The organism is Citrobacter sp. Cpo142 (assembly GCF_030332425.1).
Lineage (GTDB): Bacteria > Pseudomonadota > Gammaproteobacteria > Enterobacterales > Enterobacteriaceae > Citrobacter > Citrobacter portucalensis.
In genome coordinates this window covers 1-16,612 of record NZ_JAOWHW010000144.1, presented here as the reverse complement: position 1 = coordinate 16,612, position 16,612 = coordinate 1, and the positions used below count along the sequence as shown (strand labels likewise).

The window sequence follows — 16,612 nt, the reverse complement described above, 5'->3', positions numbered from 1 at the left end:
GTGAAAACTGCAATACAAGCTGTAAAGCAGGCAGGCGTAAACCGGCGCCAGGGCACCAGGTCATATAGATTGTGTATTAGCAGGCGTTAAGTTGTGACGAGCAAGGCATCACCGAGTCGAGCATAATGGCCACGCGAGAGCTTCATTCGCTCAGTGACACGACGTTCTATCTCGTCGCGCACCGAATCAAGAGTACCGAAGAAGCGGCCCTTACTGATTTCTTTCTGGAGCTGCAGACGAACCAGTTGCTCAATCTCTTTACGCGTTCGGGGAGCATCCTTACGCGCCCTGTGCCGTTTCATGCCGTGTTCATAACGTGACTTATGATACTGTCGGAAGCGTTCACGCACGAATGACCAGGCTGCACTGATAAGTTCATCTGCACCGGCGCGAGGTAGCCCTTTCTTCTCACGTTGCTTGTTCTCCCACTCGATACGGCTGCGACGGGCTGCAGCAACTGCTTCCTCAGACACTCCCAGTACCTGCCACATCAGCGGCGTGAAAGTTATGTCTGTGGGGATATTGCAGCCAATTTCTTTGTCGTATTCGGTGTTATAGGTAATGAGATTGAGCTGAGCGAGAAACTTCAGAGCCCCCGTCAGGCGGGTGATCGACAGACGTTTTTTTTCCGTGGCCAGCCCGCAGCGAATGCTCATGGTAGTAAGCGATGAACCAACGCGATTAGCCAGGGGATTAAAATAATGGCACATTGCCTGAACAGCTGCTTCCAGAGCCCGTATGCGCAACACTGGAGGGCGCTTTTTGCGCTCACCACGGGCGATCAGCATAGCAACCAGAGCCTGAAACTCTGCACGCTGAGTGAAGCCAACAGCTTTCTCGCGAATTTTTTCACAGAATGGCAGGGTTTTCTTTCCCTTTTCAGGAATGAACTCTGGATTCGGATTTTTTACCTGGCGGTAAAGTGTAGTAGCTTCAGAATTCTGCTTACTCACTACTTCCTGCGCTTATGTTGCACAGAAGGAGTAAGCACGGAATCTCTTGTCTTTTTTCGCGCACGGGTTATACTCCCATACAGAAGCAACAACTTCTGCATGATTTGTTAAGGACCCCGTTAATCTCGCGATGCCGCCAAGTATCTAAGATTATCGGGGTTTTTGCTTTTCTGGGCTTAGTTAACTAACCTGCCAGAACCTGTCACCTTCTAAGGCGTGACAACCTAATAAATTCATTTATAACAATAAGTTCACCGACTTTATCACCACAACAATGCAGGATCAATTTTTAGGATCTCTCCAGCACCAGGATTAAGCTTCACTTCTGGAACGATGCGCTTCTGCGTCTCGTTTTAAGCTCTCGAAAAGCTCTAGTGGTACAAGATAAAACGCCGGCGCGCTACGATTCAGAATAGCAATAGCATCACCCTCTGCTGACTCGACAGTCCCTAACGGATCCCTTTTGAACTCCGTGATACCAGCGACTTTCGTGCAATGTATCGGATGTGCCATAACTCCTCCTGGTTTACAGATAGCACCTACGAATTATTGTATCGTAGCATACAATCAGACACTTAAAAGCATCATTAACTAATATTATGATCGCTGATCAAACTCAGTTAAGTGTAGTTTTACATGATATAGTACATCCGCACACAGAATATACCTCTAAAATTCAAATAGATACGGCCATTAGCGGATGATGTCTAAAATCATTTCTTCAAAAAAAAATTCCAACTTGCTCCTCAGGTCTTAAACCTGATTTCCAACAGCAGGGAACCTATGACAATCAAGAATGGTAGCCTGCAGTATGTAGCAGTAAACCAAGCCTTTCTTAGGTTATTAAAACTCCCTTATGATTATCCTATTGTAGGTAAAACATTAGACCAACTTCCTACATCCTTAGCTTACCTTTCACAGCGAATACACAATCAGGAAGAACTTGTTATGGAGCATGAAGACCAGTTCTCTTCAATCGTTACGCATCCAATAGGTGAGAGCAACTCTATACATGCTTTGTACTTCGAGTCCCGGCCCTATTATGACGATGAAGGGATCTGTTCCGGTACTATGCTTCAGGTAAGACCTGTTGATATTTTTGGACCAGATAGCTTACTGTCGGGAGACGTTCCCAAATCGTTGGTATATAGGGTACCGTCCGAGATATTTACTAATGCTGAATGGGAAGTCATTTTTTTAATATCTCTTAAATACAGCAGGAAAATTATGTCTCGGATATTAGGGACTTCTTTAAAAGCGGTAGAACACAGAATCAGCAGATGTCTGCAGAAAACCGGGACCGCGTCAGGGGCCGAGCTAATAGAAGTTTGCAAGAAGAATAACTGGGATGCCTATATCCCCCCTCGATTTTTAAAGCCGAGATTTCGATTATTCAGAGCTGATCCTGATGCGTATCTAGTTGACTCATCACTAAGCAAACAGTAGTCTTCAACAGTCATAGTAAATCCTGTGACCGGGCGTGAGAACCCGTATCTACACGTGCACATAGACACGCATAGCGTGTTTTTTTGTGTACTGAACCAGCACATCTGTGTAATGGCGGTTCAGGTAGGGCAACCGTAAGGTTGGCCGGTACCGTGTAGGCCGGTTTCTCACCCCTGCCTGGGCTGCCACCAGAGCGTGAGAACTCCGTGGTAGCCGATATCATATCTACACGGGAGCTTCATCTACAATGCTCAAGAACTTATCAAAGAATTCTCAATCCCCCTTAGCAAATAAACTTGGCTTTCAATGCCTTGTAGCTGATGTGTTCTCTAAACAGAACGCCCTAATCCATACCACATATCACAACATGTTCAATGGGGTTTCTCCCCATTAAGGGAGATGCATTTTACGCGTAAATTTATTACGTACTGATTTGCCAGGGGACTTCACAATGATTAATGAGAACACTATTAACGCCCTGCATAGCGTTTTTCCTGAACTTTCCAAAAAACAGTTAGAAATTGTGACTCTGTATGCACACGGAAATACATATGAATCCATTGCTGACATTTGCAATATCTCTGTTGAAACGGTCCGATCACATCTTAAGCGAAGCACTAAGGCTCTGAACTTAAAAAGCAACGATGCAATGCGGGCAGTAATATTGTCACGCTCATATTTTTTTATGATTTCATTAATGATCACAAATTAATCAAAAAATGCACCCCTTAAGGGTGCATTTTTAAGACTTGGACTATTTACACTTTACTTTGGTTTACTGGGATAGAATTATACGCGCAGACCTTTAAGTATTGCCGCCAATTTTACTTGAGGGTCTACCCTACAAGAGCATTCTGAGCTATGAGACCCCCAATACAGCAGGCAAACTTAAGTGTTTGTTAGTAAGACTGTTAGTCGTCATGGTTGAGTATGTTCGTCCCCGTTGAACATTGAATTATCCCGTCATGGATCAATTCTGCGCGAAGCGTTCAAAAATGAATATTGAGACTGTATGTAACCAACAATGGTATCTTGCTCTCTATATTACGGGGGGCAAAAATCGCGAGAAATTATTCGGCTGGCTACACGACAGGAGAATTACTCCCTGGACGCCATTATCCTTAACGAAAATACGTCGTGCTGATGCACCGCATGTTTTCAGAAAAAGGGTATCTGCAGTTTTTCCTGGATATTTTTTCCTAAAAGCCAATTTTGATGTTCAAAAGATAGATACTATTAGGGCGCACTCAGCCTTCTGCGATTTTGTGAAGTTCGGTAGCCAAATCACCCCAGTGAACACAAGGGTGGTTGAAGCATTAATGAAAAAATATCCCGACCCTACCCATCACCCTGCAGCAAGGGATGAACTGGAAGTTGCATCAAATATTTGGCTTACAAAAAGTCAGTACAAACGCCTGACACAGCTAGAAAAAATGGAACACCCAATATCCAGGACAGCGATGTTGTTCGATATGATCACCCATGCTGATGCATGGGGGTTTTGAAATGTAATTTACCGTAGCCTCTTAAACTGGCCTTAACCAGTTATCACTCCATCCCTTTTAGTTTCCCCCGTCTATGGGGGCTTTTTTTTGCACCGTTTTCCGGCAATGACGTCTGGGCTGGTCCTACCCGATGAACAACCTCTGTTCCTTTAACCAGCCAGCACTCAGGCTTCCTTCATTCTGGCGGAATGAAGGTACAGACGTCATTGCCAGAAACCGGAACCTAAGAGAGACAAACCATGCAATCCACCCAGGAACAGGTCAGCCATCTCTTGTGGTGCATTCTCGTTGCCTTACGTACGGCAGTCGAAAACCATCACATAACCTCAGAGCGTGGCAAACGTAGATTCATCACTGAATGGTTAAGCGGAGCAAGAAGAATACCGACATTCAAAGGAATGGGAAGCGAGTTCATGACTATCCGGCAGTTACTCGAAACCGAAAAAAAACGCTCCATTGATGCCGTACTGACTACGCTCTGGACGAACTCTGTATCAACCGGGAACTGCGATCTTTTTCGATTCCGGGCAGTACTTAATTCACTTCTAGGACTTGGTTGGAAACACTGCCTCTGCCCCTGGCCTGAACAAGTTGTCACCGAAATCATGGAGCGCCAGCGCACTCGGAAGAATCACATCCTGCAGCTCACTCGTATGGAAGAAGCATTTACCGCAACAGGCTCAATGATTTCACCTGTCACATTTCAACTCCTGCTGAAAAAAAACGAGGACGAAGAAGTTGAAAAGTCTTTCTATCTCGATCGTTTCTCTGTTGTTCGAGGTCGGGACACCTCGTTGTCTAAAGCTACTTTACGCACTCTCTATATCGGACATAGTACCCTGCCGGAAACCGCATGGGGAGCATGGGGAGATCGAGAAAATGTCGGCAGCGGTAATCTCTGGCGGCCAGACCTTCACTGACCGATAACAAAAGGAACAAACCATGAAGTTTCGACCATTCACCCGGGACGTCAGCGTGCATAAAATTGCCCTGCCCCTGTTAATACCGTCACTGTTGAGCAGCTGCACGGGATTTCAAAACCGTAATGTCGCACCAGACACCCCTGCACTCGTGTTTGTAGACGGTCAGATCAGCGACAGCGCTGATATAATCAAACAAACACAACGACGGATAGCGCCTCCGGCCGCTACACCTGTTCCCGTACGACAGTCGGCAACTGCAGCGCAGTTATCGAAGACCTCGCCTTTACCTCAACCAACAATGCTGGCTTCCTCCACAAGTAAATCCAGCGCACCTGGTTCAGTCGCGAACCCATCACTGTCAACACTTACATTTATCGGCACACCGGGTCCCGTTGAAGTTCTGTCATTATCACCGGCGCGCAACCTCACACTCGAACAGTGGGTCAAACGTATCATTCCCACTGGCTGGGCACTCAACTACGAGAATGCACTGCGCCCTGTCCTGAATACCCGTATCGTCTCGGTATACACCAATGACCAGTGGACTAGGGTGCTCAACCGTTTGCTGGAAGAGCAATCAATCCAGGCGCAGGTGGACTGGAATCGTCATGCCGTCACACTGCAGCGAAAGGGTCAATCTGCTCAGTTAAAAACCTCTGCGTCGTCCACTGAAAACCGAACAACTCCTGCCCAGGCAGCCGGCGTACCGAAAAACCCATTCAGCGGCCCGGATTCAGCCCAACCAGTAACGCAGGCAACTGTTAAATCTCCGGCCCCTGTAACGACAAAATCGGCGCAGACACCGGTAGCGGTGAAACCGCAGCCAGTCACAGGACAACCGATCGCACCTGTGATTCAGGGCAAAACCTGGACGGCACCGGCTGGTACAACTCTGCGGGAAATGCTGATGAAATGGGCACAGGACACCCGCTGTGAATCTGGCGCTTCACCACACTGGACGGTTATATGGCCTGTCGCCGTGACGGATTATCGGCTTGATGCTCCGCTGACATTCCGCGGTTCATTTGAAACCATGCTCGGCCAAATGTTCGACCTTTACCGTACCGCACAGAAACCGCTTTATGCAGAAGCTTCCCGCATGCAGTGCGTGGTATCAGTCACAGACACTCCGGCAGGTCGATGATGGGCTGGGTCATACTGGCCATCGGTATGATATTTTTCCTTATCGCCGGTGATATAGATTCCCAGCGCAATCAGAACAGTCGGACAGCTATACAAACACAGAGCGGCCAGTTTTATGCATCCCAGTTCCTGACCATCGCTAATCGTGTTAATGACTGGCGTTACAAGACAGGTCAGAAGGAGGGCGCCATTCCAACCGATCAACTGGGTCTTCCCTTCACGCCCGACAGCCGAATCCAGTACCGGTTACTTCAGAGCAGATTGTGGATCTGGATGCCGGAACAACCTGGGCTCGTTGATGCATTACGGGCACAGAGTCGCGGTTCGGCACTTATCGGCACCATGAGAAGTGGCCAGCTAATCTGGCTCTCCGGTCTTGCCACCGGACTCACGGCACCACAGGGCGTTTCTGAAGGCGCCGTGGTTTACCTCAACTAATCCGGATTTTCCCCATGAAGAAAACCCTTTTGCGGCGCCTGCTGATGGCGTCCTGCTTTGCCATGCTCGCAGGCTGTACCTTCTCTGAAATCAACAAAATGCAGACGAAGGCTCAATCTGATGCCACGGTAGCCCGCGCGCAGGCGCAGCTGCCACGAACCCAACACCAACAACCACTGACCTGGACGGACCGGCAGTGGATTAACCCCAGCCCCATTCCTGTCGCCGTACGGGAAAGAAACCGCCAGGCTCCGTCCTGTAACATAACTCAGGCAAAAAAGAACATTACGCTGCAGGAACTGGCACAACGCATCACAGCTTTGTGCGGCACACCAGTCATATTTACTCCTGATGCCATTGATATCAGCCAGAGTAGCGTCAGCACCGGTGTCACACGCCAGATGAGTGGCTCACTCCCCCCCCCTGATGACAGTGGGCGGACACCACTGGCAAGCCTGGGTGGCGTAACCTCTCCGGCAACAGGCGGAACCAGCCAGCCCCTGAATCTCACCGGATTGATGTGGCAGGGCGATCTGGGCGGGCTTCTGGATCTGATGGCCAGCCGTAGCGGTCTCTACTGGCGAATGGATAATGGCACCATCGTTTTCTACCTGATGGAAACCCGGACCTATTCGTTGGCCATGCTGAATACCAAAACGTCCAGCACGTCGAGCGTCAGTTCAGGAACGACCAGCAGTATGGGGGCCACCAGTGGCACGGATAACTCCGCATCCGGGGAATCCACCACCTCCCAGAGCACAACTACCGGTCAGGAATACGATCTGTATGCTGATCTGCGCAAAGCTGTTGAGTCCATGCTGACTCCAAATAAAGGCCGCTACTGGCTGTCCTCGTCCAGCTCATCACTGATTGTGACGGATACACCTTCAGTACAGGCTGCCGTGGCCCGTTACGTGAACGAGCAGAATCTCATCATGAACCGGCAGGTAGCGCTGAATGTTGAAGTACTGAGCGTCGGTAATTCACGAAATGAAGATTTCCGGATTGACTGGAATCTGGTCTACAAGTCACTGCATTCAGCTGGCGCAACGCTTAATAACGCTACCGGGGATCTCTCTGGCGGTATATCTGCCGGCGCATCCATTCTTGATACCGCTACCGGTAATGCCGCGAAGTTTGCTGGCTCCAGCCTGCTGCTAAAAGCACTGTCCGAACAGGGTGATGTCAGCGTCGTCACCTCTCAGTCCAGCACCGTGACAAACCTGACGCCCGTGCCTATCCAGATGGCAGATCAGACGGTTTATGTGGCACAGTCGGCTACAACAACCACCACTGATGTTGGCGCCACCACAACTCTGACTCCGGGGATGATCACTACCGGGTTCAACATGACCCTCCTGCCGTTAATTCAGGAAACAGGTAATGTTCAGCTGCAGGTGAACTTCAATCTGTCTGATCCACCTACTATTCGTAACTTCACGTCAAAAGACGGCAACTCCTATATAGAGATGCCATATACCAAACTGCGCTCCCTGAGCCAGAAGGCAAACCTCCGGGCCGGGCAGTCGCTGATCCTCACCGGCTTTGATCAGAACAATACCTCCGTCAATAAGTCCGGTACCTTCACGCCAGGGAATCCGCTCCTGGGTGGAAGTCAGTCAGGTAAAAACGAGCGAACCACTTTGGTCATAGTGATCACGCCGACGTTCCCGCAGAACTCCGGAGGCTGAAATGAATGATGAGGCTTACCTGTTTACAATCCGGGATGGAAAATCTCGCAGCCGTTACTGGCTGGCGGGAATGGACTGGGCACCAAAGGAAAGGCAGAAATTCCGGCTACCGTCATTTCAACTGAGAAAAGCACGGCCCGCCAGTACAGCAGGTATCGGTGTTAATGCTTCCAGTGAACGAATAAATGGACGGGACAGGCAGCAACAGGTAGTTGGGGGCGGCCGATTGCCAGCCCGTCATCGCCGGCATCAGCTTTACTCACTGGCGCTCGCTTTTTGTGCCAGTACACGAAACGGATATGGTATTTACCGACTGAATAGTACTGATTTCGTGTTTCTGGCCAGCATCAATGGTTTGCCTGCCGTCACCGCCGATAAAACGGGGGGCGCAGACAAAATGCAAACGCTGCTGACACTGTTCCTGAGCATGAATGAACCGCCGTCAGAAGGATGGAAGTGTCTGGCCACAGTGGACACCCCGCTTGAAGCCAACAGTCTCTTTACCGGACTCTCTGCGCGTAGACGACAGCAATGCCGTGTACATGTTGATGGACTGCAAAGACAACGCTGGTTTTTAGCCAGCGCGATATTGCTGATGGGTACATTTGGCATTACCTGGTGGCAGGCTGCCACACCACCAGAGGAGCCGACGCTCACCGCCGAGGAAATCCAGGCCAGGGCCCGCGCGATGTTTGCCACCCAGGTAAAACCTCAATCTCTGCCTCACCCCTGGGCACACGAAGTCACGGCTACGGATCTTCTCAACGATTGTCAGAGACGGACCGATCCGGCGAAGTATGTTCTGGAAAGCTGGAAGCTGACATCCGGAACCTGTTCACCTGATGGGATAACACTTCTGTACCAGATTATGCCGGGCGGTACAGTAGAGGGATTCCTGGCCCGCGCCCGGGAAGTTTTCGGTGTCACACCTGTATTCAATCTGAAAGAGGGGGGGCGGGAAGCCAGGGTTACACTGGCTCCCCCTGACAGCCCACTCAAAGATGAAGCCGTGCCGAGCAGCTCAACGCAGTTCATCCGTATCCTCTCCTGGTTCCAGCGACAGCAGGTCATGCTCAACATCACTGATGTAGCTGCACCTCCAGTCCTGCCAGGGGCGAACGGAGAGCCGCCTCCCGTGCAGGACTGGCAGGAATACGTGTTTAGTTTCTCCGCTCCCCTCCCCTCCATCATGTTATTCGACGGTCTGGATGAAACTGGTATCCGACTAACCCGAATCTCTTTCGAGCTGAATGGCAGTGCGTTCAGCTATACCACTGAAGGTAAAATTTATGCGTCAGCAAAGTAACTTTCTGCGACAGGCGACACTCTGGCTCCTGCTGCCAGTATTCAGTCCATTACCTGTTCAGGCCTCTCAGTCAACTAACCAGCAGGTATCACAACCAGCCGAAGTGACAAAAGGTCAGCTTGAGCAACTGCATATCCGAAACATCATCCTCCAGGCAGAAGTGCAGGGGGCGCAACTTCAGCGCCAGCTGGAGGAAAACCAAGCCGGTGCCGGTACCGTCGCCCCTTCCCTTCCTGGAGCTATCGTCGGTGAGACTTCACTGCCCGGCCAACCTGCACGCACAGTTCCCGCAAATAATCGTCCTGTCGTGCTGGAAATCAACGGTCGCGACCAAAAACTCCGCGCCACACTACAACTACCATCAGGACAGTCACTGGTTGTATCGCCGGGGAGCCGTATTCCTGGTCTGGAGAGCACTGTCAGGAGTATTACGCTTGCCGGTGTCACACTCAGCGATGGCACTCTGCTTGCTTTCGGAGACTAACCATGAACGCTATTACTGCAGAATCCCTCCTGCTGTTTGATGACGGAGAAAAGAAAGAAATCCTTATCGACACCAACCAGCGAGGCGACCCAGGTGTACAGGCCGCGCTGATGGATTTAATGAATAAGCATCCAGGGATCAAACATCGTTTTGTTACTCTCTCGGACTTACGTGAGGCGAAAAAAAACCAGGCTGCTCAACCTCAGGCCAGCGATAAGGCTGGTTTGACGCTGGCAGATCTGGGTGGCGACAGCAGCCACAGTGAGCAACGGATCCTGAACTATTTCTCAGTGGCCAGAAAGCTCGGCTCCTCAGATATTCACTTCCTGATTTCAGACTCGCTCTTCCAGGTCAAAATGCGGGTTCACGGCTATTTACATGTGGTGGATGAACGTCAGAGAGAGGAAGGAATGTCCCTCTGTGCCACCTGTATTCTCTCTATGTCGGATGTGTCAGAAACCAGTTTCTACCCACACCGTGAGCAGGATGCACGACTCTCTCCAGCCATGATGCGGAAAATAGGCCTGTTTGGTGCCCGCTACAGCCACCGTCCAACTGGCGATGGTCTGATTGCGGTAATGCGCCTTATCCCGGATGACGGCAATAACGTACCTGACTTTCTACAACTGGGGTATTTGCCCGAACAAATCAAGCTACTGATACGCATGATTGACCGCCCTGAAGGGAAAATCATTCTCTCGGGACCTACCGGTTCTGGTAAGTCCACTACGCTGCGTACCGCCTGTCGGGTATACCTCGATACCAACCCCGGGCAACACCTTCTGACCATTGAAGATCCGCTTGAGGGACAGGTCGTGGGTGCTGTTCAGACCCCGATCATCTGCGACAAATCTGATGAAGAAGCAGTACATATCGCCTGGGGAAAAGCCATCTCGTCAGCTTTGCGACTGGACCCTGACTCAATCATGATGCAGGAAATGCGCGACCTTATCTCGATGCTGGCCACCATTTATGCCGCCCAGACCGGACACCTGGTGATGACTACGCTACACACAAACTCTGCACTCGGTATCCCGGAACGCATGGTTACGCTCGGCATTAACGAAAATCTGCTGTGTGATGCCCAGTTATTGATTGGACTTATCAGCCAGCGCCTGGTGCCCACGCTATGTCCTGAATGTCGTATATCCTGGCAGGATAAGGTCGCCAGCCTGACTCTCGAGGAAAAGGACTGGCTGGAGAAATACTGCAACATTGAAGGTATCTGTTCGACCGATAAGCTCTATTTCCACAACCCAGAGGGATGTGAAGCATGTACACAAGTGGTGGAGATAAACGGTCAGGTTCGCGGTAAAGTCGGTCAGGGGATCAGGGGGCGTACCGTCATTGCCGAGGTTATCGAGACCAATAACCGTCTTTTTAAGCTGCTGAAAACAGACGGCAAAGTCGCGGCGCGCCAATACTGGATAAATCACATGCAGGGGATCAGCCGTGTCCGGCACGTCCTGCATAAAATCAACGAAGGACTGGTCGACCCGCTGATGGCCAACCGTATCATTCCGCTCGATGAAGATGAACGTCTGGAGGTGGATGATGCGTGAAATGCACGTCCTGAAACGACTCCGATATACCCTGGTTCGCAAGACGTTCAGCGGTCGATACCGTGTTCAGTTCTATGATGCCCTGCGATTTCTGATTGAAAACCAGCAACAACTTAAGCCTTCACTGGAGAAAATGCGCAATGCTTGGACAAACTTCGGCCAGAACTGGCATCCCTACGTTGAGCTGACGGATGACTGTGTTGATGCCTTAAGGGAAAACAGCGGGGAAAAAACGCTGGAGCGTACGCTCTCCCGATGGCTACCGGCCGCAGAAGCGTCCGTCATAAGCGCAGGCATACGCAGTGAGTCACTACCACGCGCGCTAAGATACGCCTGTGCTCTGACCAGCGCCGGTAAGCGTATTCGTGCTGCAGTATGGCAGATGGCCATCTATCCGATCGGCTTTGCCATCATGATGGCCAGCACCATTTATGTGCTGAATACTGAGTTACTTCCCACGTTGACAGAAATCAGCCCGCCAGAGAACTGGACCGGTGCACTCGGCTTTCTTTATGGTATCTCGCTGTATTTCAGTGAATATGGCGTAATAACTGCCATCGCTACTATCGCATCAACTATCTGGACTATCTGGTCACTCCCCCGCTGGCACCGCCCCGACAAACTTCGCCGTGCATTCGACGGTCTGATGCCATGGTCGGTTTATAAGGATATTCAGGGTGCAACTTTCCTGTTGAACATCGGTGCACTACTGCAGTCCGGTGTCAAAACTAAAGACGCGCTGGAGATTCTGCAGGAAACGGCATCCCCCTGGCTTGCTGTGCGTATCGAAGCAATTACCGAACACGTTCGTGAAGGTAAACATTTCGGGCTGGCCCTGAAAGATTGCGGTTATGACTTTCCGTCGCAGGAAGCTGCCAACTTTCTCTCCCTTCTACAGGGGGACGGCGATGATGAAATCATAATTAACTACGGCCAGCGCTGGCTTGAACAAACTCTGGAGCGAGTAGCAAAACGTGCAGTCGTTATCCGCGGTCTCATGTTCCTGGCAATGATCCTGATGCTTTTGCTTCTGGTCCTTGTCGTTATGGATATCAATGCCCTTAACAGCTCGTCGGGCGCTTTTTAAACGAGGAAAAATCATGCAATTTAATTCCGAATCAACTTCTCAGACATACAAACCGGTTAAGACAGTGTTGCACCATCGAGGCTGGGGGTTTCTGGAACAGGGGAGTATTGCCCTGATCGTCCTGGTCGTCATCGGCCTTGTGCTGGCGGGATACTTCGCCCTCAAAAATAACGTCAACGTGGGTAAGGAATCATCGAATATTCAATCTCTCATCACCAGTACACAAAACCTGCTGAAAGGGGGAGATGGTTACACATTCACTTCCGGAGCCAAAATGATGGGCGCGCTTATCCAGATGAAAGTCCAGCCTAAAAGTATGACTGTACGGGGTACAGCCTCTTCAGGGACTGCCACACTTTACAATGGATGGGGTGGTGCAGTGACACTGTCACCTGTAACCGTGTCTGGATTCTCAAACGGATTCTCATTGACCTACGAAATGGTTCCTCAGGATGCCTGCGTCTCGCTCGCCACACAGCTCAGCCGAGCCAAAATTGCTGATGCCATTACCGTCAACTCCACGGCACACAGTGATGGAATCGTGACAACCGAAGAAGCCAGCGCACAATGCACAGCTGACAATGGGAGTACCGGTACTAACAAGCTGATCTTCACGCTTAACAGCTAAGGAGACGATATGCGGAGGGAACGCATTCTCTCCTGCTACCTGGCAATGATGCTGCTCATTTTTTCCCTTTCCCCAGGTCCATTGATGGCCAGTTCGAACTCCCCTCCTGATACGTTTGATGCCTGCTTTAATAGTGCCGGTGCCCGATACCAGATAGAGCCACTGCTGCTTAAGGCAATGGCCAAAGGGGAGTCCTGGCTCCGACCATGGGTCACAAACACTAACAGGGATAAAAAGGGCAATCCGGTCAGCACGGACTATGGGTTGATGCAGATAAATTCAACCCATGTGCCAAAGCTCATCCGAATGGGCATCATCCAGAGTGCAGAAGACCTGCTGAAACGACCCTGTCTGAATATTCAGATCGGGGCGTGGATACTGGCCAGCCACTTTCAGGTATGTGGTGTGACATGGAATTGCCTCGGGTCTTACAACGCTGGATTTCGTAAGGACAGGCACGAAACTCGCGAACAGTATGCCAACCGTATCTGGGGGTTCTATCTGGAACTGAAAGGCCTTCGAGTCTGTCGGCAGGAGAAAGGAAAGCGAATATGCGAACCATCATAGTCACCAGCCTGGCAACAGCATGGAGCCTGCCGTTACTGCTGGGTTTTGCGCTAATTGGCAGATGCCTGATGTGGAGAGTACTCGACTTTCTGGAAGATACCACTGCTCATAGTAAGGAGCGGAACTCGCTTCTAACTGCTGGGATTTGGCTTTTCGCCACGTTCAGTATGATCGCTGCCCTGTCACCGACTCCAATTGCCGATCGGGCTGCTGCCATCATGATGATGGGCTTCCTGCTTCAGTCCGGTATCACCGACGCAGTCAGTGGATATTTGCCACGTACTTTCACAGCACGTCTGTTACTTGGAGGACTTATTTGGGGAGTAACAAAAGACGTTTCGATTGCAGGTGTATATACGCAATTGGTGGAAATCGCTGTGGTGGGCGGCCTGATGACGTTGCTGAGTATCCTGATAAACCGGGGCGATCAGCGTCTTGGTCGGGGAGATTTATGGCTGATAACAGGTCTGACGGCCTGGATGGGGGGGAAAGATGCAGCACTGGCCACTCTGTTTGGTGCTGCAGCCTTTATGCTCTGGCTGCTAACCTGGCATTTGTCCGGAAAAAAAGAGGGGCCCCTTGGCCCCTGGTTGTGTCTTAGCGGGAGTCTCTTCCAGTTATCCAATCTGTATCAACCTGTATGGATATCAATCTTATGAAAAAGCACGATCGTGGCTGGGCGAATCTTGATGTTGCTCTGGCGCTCATAGTTGTGATGGCAATGACCGTCTTTGGACTCACTAAATACAAAGACTGGCAGCAGGAGAAAAACTGGCAGGTTGAAGCCTCCCATATCAGTACATACGCAGCTGCTGCACGGGGATACGTCGGTCGTAACTACGCCACTTTGTTAAGCGCAACCAGTACCACCGCGCCGACAGTGATAACTACGGCCATGCTTAAAAACACGGGTTTCCTGCCGTCCGGTTTCACCGAAACAAACAGTCAGGGTCAGCGTTTGAACACTTATCTGGTCAGGAATGGGCAAAACACGGAGTTACTACAGGGCATGGTAGTATCCAGCGGTGGCAGTGTATACCCGGACAAGGCATTGAGGCTGATATCAAGGGATATCAAAACCGGTTTCGGGGGCTACATTGATGATGGTAAAACCGCCACAGGTGCCCTGCGTTCTTGGAAAATCCTGCTGAGCAGTTACGGTGCCACCTCTGGTAATGGACATATTGCAGTACTCCTCTCAACAGATGAGCTGTCTGGTGCGCAGGAGGACAACGACAGGCTGTACCGTTTTCAGGTAAATGGGCGTCCCGATCTGAATAAAATGCACACTGCTATCGACATGGGTGGTAACAACCTGAACAGTGTCGGCACCATTAATGGCCAGACTGGAACATTTAGCGGAAACGTCAGTGGGTCAAACGGTATTTTTACCAGTAATGTCAGCGGTGCAAACGGTAGTTTCACCCAAAACATTACAGCCGGAGCACAGGTAAAAGGAGCAACGGTCCGTGCCGACAGCGACATTAGCGCCGGACGCAATATTACGGCAACTAACGAGGTTTCTGGTGCCACAGTCAAAGCAACAGGCAACTTGTCAGCAGGTGGGGTTTTGCAGTTGGATCGGATCAATGTTGCAGGCATCGCTTGTTACCCGAATGGGCAGATAAGCCGCGATGCCAATGGCGGCGTACTTTCCTGTCAATCCGGTGCGTGGACGTCCAGCGGCAAGGTATCAGCATTTGAAATGATTCAAGGAAATGATGCTTGTGGCAAATACGTCTACTCAAAAGCCTACTGTCCTGCCGGAAAACAATTGATTTCGGGTGGCTGGGTTCTCTCAAACTGGACAGGTGGTAACGGGTGGAACGCCCCAGATTCCTCAATGCCATCACCATCAGATAATGCCTGGCAACTTGTTACTGGAGGTGGTGTTACGGGTGGAACGTGTATGCGCGCAATAGCGTGGTGTGCTAAAAATTAACTGAATGATAAACTTGGATAAATCCTCAAGCACAAGCAAAGGAAGCCGCTAATAATGCTTACGTATCTCTTCAGTACATTAAGAAACAGGTTGAAAGTACCGACTGCCAGAAACCTCTTCAACACAACAAATCTTCGAAGAAAATCACGCAACAAGTTGCTCAAAAAATCAGGGGTTGTCATAACTGGCGAAAGCGCAGTAACCCCCCCATTTTTTTATGAATATGGTCGCATAACGATCGGTCAAGGTGTCTACATCAACACTGGATGTGTCTTCCTCGATCATGCGTCAATTTCGATAGGCGACAATACCCTGATTGGACCGAATGTCACACTGACGACAGCCAGCCATGAAACTTCGCCTGAATTGAGATGTAGTGGCGTTACTCAGGCTCCAATCAGTATTGGCCATAAGGTATGGCTAGGAGCAGGCGTCGTCGTTTTACCGGGCGTTACAATTGGCAATAACAGCGTTATAGCGGCAAACAGCGTAGTACGTTCGGATGTACCAGAAAATACGTTGTACGCAGGTTCTCCTGCTGTTTTTAAACGCAACATATGATATGGGTTACTGGAAACGAAACACATTAAAACTGCCGTAATCGCACCCATAAGCCATCATTCCATTTGATGTAATCGAGAACGATTGGCCATCAGGAACATCAAATGAAAAACTTCCAGATTTCTGCCACTGAGAGTTACCATCGATTGAGTGTGCAACAGTAAGGCCGCCAACTGTAGCTGTCAGTGAAAACGTATTGGCACAGTTATCTGAGTTACCAAAGTTGATTTTTTTGGGGGGGGGATTGCCTCCCCAGGCATATATTTTAAACTGCTTTCCAGTTGTGTTGCTGCTACTAAAAAAGCCTTTAAACGCTCCGAGAGAGGTGTAAATACCATCAGATGGAGAGGGGGAACGCCAGGCACCGGATTGACAG

The 16,612-nt window shown here is 50.2% G+C and carries 17 protein-coding genes and 1 pseudogene; 16 read left to right on the top strand and 2 right to left on the bottom strand.

All coding sequences use genetic code 11. The features are described 5' to 3' along the window. Positions 1-86: 86 nt before the first annotated feature. On the bottom strand, positions 87-953 hold the full coding sequence (gene repA, locus OGY18_RS23805; protein ID WP_048227619.1) for a plasmid replication initiator RepA: 867 nt from the start codon (positions 951-953) through the stop codon (positions 87-89). A 759-nt stretch (positions 954-1,712) separates the two neighbouring features. On the opposite strand from repA, the gene OGY18_RS27395 reads away from it, so the two are divergent. From OGY18_RS27395 to OGY18_RS23730, 16 genes are all read left to right on the top strand, one after another. After that, positions 1,713-2,399: a helix-turn-helix transcriptional regulator gene (locus tag OGY18_RS27395; protein WP_282100814.1), complete on the top strand. Its 687-nt coding sequence runs from the start codon at positions 1,713-1,715 to the stop codon at positions 2,397-2,399. A 451-nt stretch (positions 2,400-2,850) separates the two neighbouring features. Continuing rightward, positions 2,851-3,111: a helix-turn-helix transcriptional regulator gene (locus OGY18_RS23800; RefSeq protein ID WP_048227622.1), complete on the top strand. Its 261-nt coding sequence runs from the start codon at positions 2,851-2,853 to the stop codon at positions 3,109-3,111. A 283-nt stretch (positions 3,112-3,394) separates the two neighbouring features. Further along, the gene (locus OGY18_RS23795; protein WP_048227623.1) at positions 3,395-3,904 is read left to right on the top strand and encodes a transcription termination/antitermination NusG family protein; all 510 of its coding nucleotides are present in this window, start codon (positions 3,395-3,397) and stop codon (positions 3,902-3,904) included. Between the two features lie 239 nt (positions 3,905-4,143). Then, the gene (locus OGY18_RS23790) at positions 4,144-4,824 is read left to right on the top strand and encodes a hypothetical protein (protein ID WP_048227624.1); all 681 of its coding nucleotides are present in this window, start codon (positions 4,144-4,146) and stop codon (positions 4,822-4,824) included. Positions 4,825-4,846: 22 nt separating this feature from the next. After that, a complete protein-coding gene (locus tag OGY18_RS23785; protein ID WP_053389054.1) occupies positions 4,847-5,971 on the top strand; it encodes a TcpQ domain-containing protein in 1,125 nt (374 codons plus the stop codon). Continuing rightward, positions 5,968-6,408, top strand: coding sequence for a type IV pilus biogenesis protein PilM (gene pilM, locus OGY18_RS23780; RefSeq protein ID WP_224773767.1), 441 nt, complete (start codon positions 5,968-5,970; stop codon positions 6,406-6,408). Before OGY18_RS23785 ends, pilM begins: the two co-directional genes overlap by 4 nt. Before the next feature lie 14 nt (positions 6,409-6,422). Continuing rightward, a complete protein-coding gene (gene pilN / locus OGY18_RS23775) occupies positions 6,423-8,099 on the top strand; it encodes a PilN family type IVB pilus formation outer membrane protein (RefSeq protein WP_048227625.1) in 1,677 nt (558 codons plus the stop codon). A 1-nt stretch (position 8,100) separates the two neighbouring features. After that, positions 8,101-9,405, top strand: a complete 1,305-nt coding sequence (gene pilO2, locus OGY18_RS23770; protein ID WP_048227626.1) for a type 4b pilus protein PilO2 — start codon at positions 8,101-8,103, stop codon at positions 9,403-9,405. Next, entirely contained in the window at positions 9,389-9,889 is a 501-nt protein-coding gene (gene pilP / locus OGY18_RS23765; protein WP_053069306.1) for a type IV pilus biogenesis protein PilP, read from the top strand. Before pilO2 ends, pilP begins: the two co-directional genes overlap by 17 nt. 2 nt (positions 9,890-9,891) lie before the next feature. Then, positions 9,892-11,451, top strand: a complete 1,560-nt coding sequence (locus OGY18_RS23760) for a GspE/PulE family protein (protein WP_048227627.1) — start codon at positions 9,892-9,894, stop codon at positions 11,449-11,451. Then, a complete protein-coding gene (locus OGY18_RS23755) occupies positions 11,444-12,538 on the top strand; it encodes a type II secretion system F family protein (protein ID WP_040231337.1) in 1,095 nt (364 codons plus the stop codon). The genes OGY18_RS23760 and OGY18_RS23755 overlap by 8 nt, the downstream gene beginning before the upstream one ends. A 13-nt stretch (positions 12,539-12,551) precedes the next feature. Then, positions 12,552-13,166: a type 4 pilus major pilin gene (locus OGY18_RS23750; protein WP_052463753.1), complete on the top strand. Its 615-nt coding sequence runs from the start codon at positions 12,552-12,554 to the stop codon at positions 13,164-13,166. Positions 13,167-13,250: 84 nt separating this feature from the next. Next, positions 13,251-13,733 carry a lytic transglycosylase domain-containing protein gene (locus OGY18_RS23745; protein WP_069325157.1) on the top strand — a complete coding sequence of 161 codons (483 nt, stop codon included), beginning with the start codon at positions 13,251-13,253 and terminating at the stop codon, positions 13,731-13,733. Then, positions 13,718-14,392 (top strand): prepilin peptidase, encoded by a 675-nt coding sequence (locus OGY18_RS23740; protein ID WP_053389052.1) that lies wholly within the window; start codon positions 13,718-13,720, stop codon positions 14,390-14,392. The genes OGY18_RS23745 and OGY18_RS23740 overlap by 16 nt, the downstream gene beginning before the upstream one ends. After that, positions 14,374-15,675, top strand: coding sequence for a shufflon system plasmid conjugative transfer pilus tip adhesin PilV (gene pilV, locus OGY18_RS23735; protein ID WP_376741063.1), 1,302 nt, complete (start codon positions 14,374-14,376; stop codon positions 15,673-15,675). Before OGY18_RS23740 ends, pilV begins: the two co-directional genes overlap by 19 nt. A gap of 54 nt (positions 15,676-15,729) precedes the next feature. Next, on the top strand, positions 15,730-16,236 hold the full coding sequence (locus OGY18_RS23730) for a sugar O-acetyltransferase (protein ID WP_077223963.1): 507 nt from the start codon (positions 15,730-15,732) through the stop codon (positions 16,234-16,236). Between the two features lie 6 nt (positions 16,237-16,242). On the opposite strand, the pseudogene OGY18_RS23725 reads toward OGY18_RS23730, so the two are convergent. Beyond that, positions 16,243-16,612, bottom strand: a pseudogene (locus tag OGY18_RS23725) (shufflon system plasmid conjugative transfer pilus tip adhesin PilV); the annotation flags it as partial.

What these genes read in the sequence shown, in the direction of transcription:
- OGY18_RS23800 (WP_048227622.1), top strand. Translation starts at nt 2,851, where the DNA reads ATGATTAATGAGAACACTATTAACGCCCTGCATAGCGTTTTTCCTGAA.
- OGY18_RS23795 (WP_048227623.1), top strand. Translation starts at nt 3,395, where the DNA reads ATGAATATTGAGACTGTATGTAACCAACAATGGTATCTTGCTCTCTAT.
- OGY18_RS23790 (WP_048227624.1), top strand. Translation starts at nt 4,144, where the DNA reads ATGCAATCCACCCAGGAACAGGTCAGCCATCTCTTGTGGTGCATTCTC.
- OGY18_RS23785 (WP_053389054.1), top strand. Translation starts at nt 4,847, where the DNA reads ATGAAGTTTCGACCATTCACCCGGGACGTCAGCGTGCATAAAATTGCC.
- pilM (WP_224773767.1), top strand. Translation starts at nt 5,968, where the DNA reads ATGATGGGCTGGGTCATACTGGCCATCGGTATGATATTTTTCCTTATC.
- pilN (WP_048227625.1), top strand. Translation starts at nt 6,423, where the DNA reads ATGAAGAAAACCCTTTTGCGGCGCCTGCTGATGGCGTCCTGCTTTGCC.
- pilO2 (WP_048227626.1), top strand. Translation starts at nt 8,101, where the DNA reads ATGAATGATGAGGCTTACCTGTTTACAATCCGGGATGGAAAATCTCGC.
- pilP (WP_053069306.1), top strand. Translation starts at nt 9,389, where the DNA reads ATGCGTCAGCAAAGTAACTTTCTGCGACAGGCGACACTCTGGCTCCTG.
- OGY18_RS23760 (WP_048227627.1), top strand. Translation starts at nt 9,892, where the DNA reads ATGAACGCTATTACTGCAGAATCCCTCCTGCTGTTTGATGACGGAGAA.
- OGY18_RS23755 (WP_040231337.1), top strand. Translation starts at nt 11,444, where the DNA reads ATGCGTGAAATGCACGTCCTGAAACGACTCCGATATACCCTGGTTCGC.
- OGY18_RS23750 (WP_052463753.1), top strand. Translation starts at nt 12,552, where the DNA reads ATGCAATTTAATTCCGAATCAACTTCTCAGACATACAAACCGGTTAAG.
- OGY18_RS23745 (WP_069325157.1), top strand. Translation starts at nt 13,251, where the DNA reads ATGGCCAGTTCGAACTCCCCTCCTGATACGTTTGATGCCTGCTTTAAT.
- OGY18_RS23740 (WP_053389052.1), top strand. Translation starts at nt 13,718, where the DNA reads ATGCGAACCATCATAGTCACCAGCCTGGCAACAGCATGGAGCCTGCCG.
- pilV (WP_376741063.1), top strand. Translation starts at nt 14,374, where the DNA reads ATGGATATCAATCTTATGAAAAAGCACGATCGTGGCTGGGCGAATCTT.
- OGY18_RS23730 (WP_077223963.1), top strand. Translation starts at nt 15,730, where the DNA reads ATGCTTACGTATCTCTTCAGTACATTAAGAAACAGGTTGAAAGTACCG.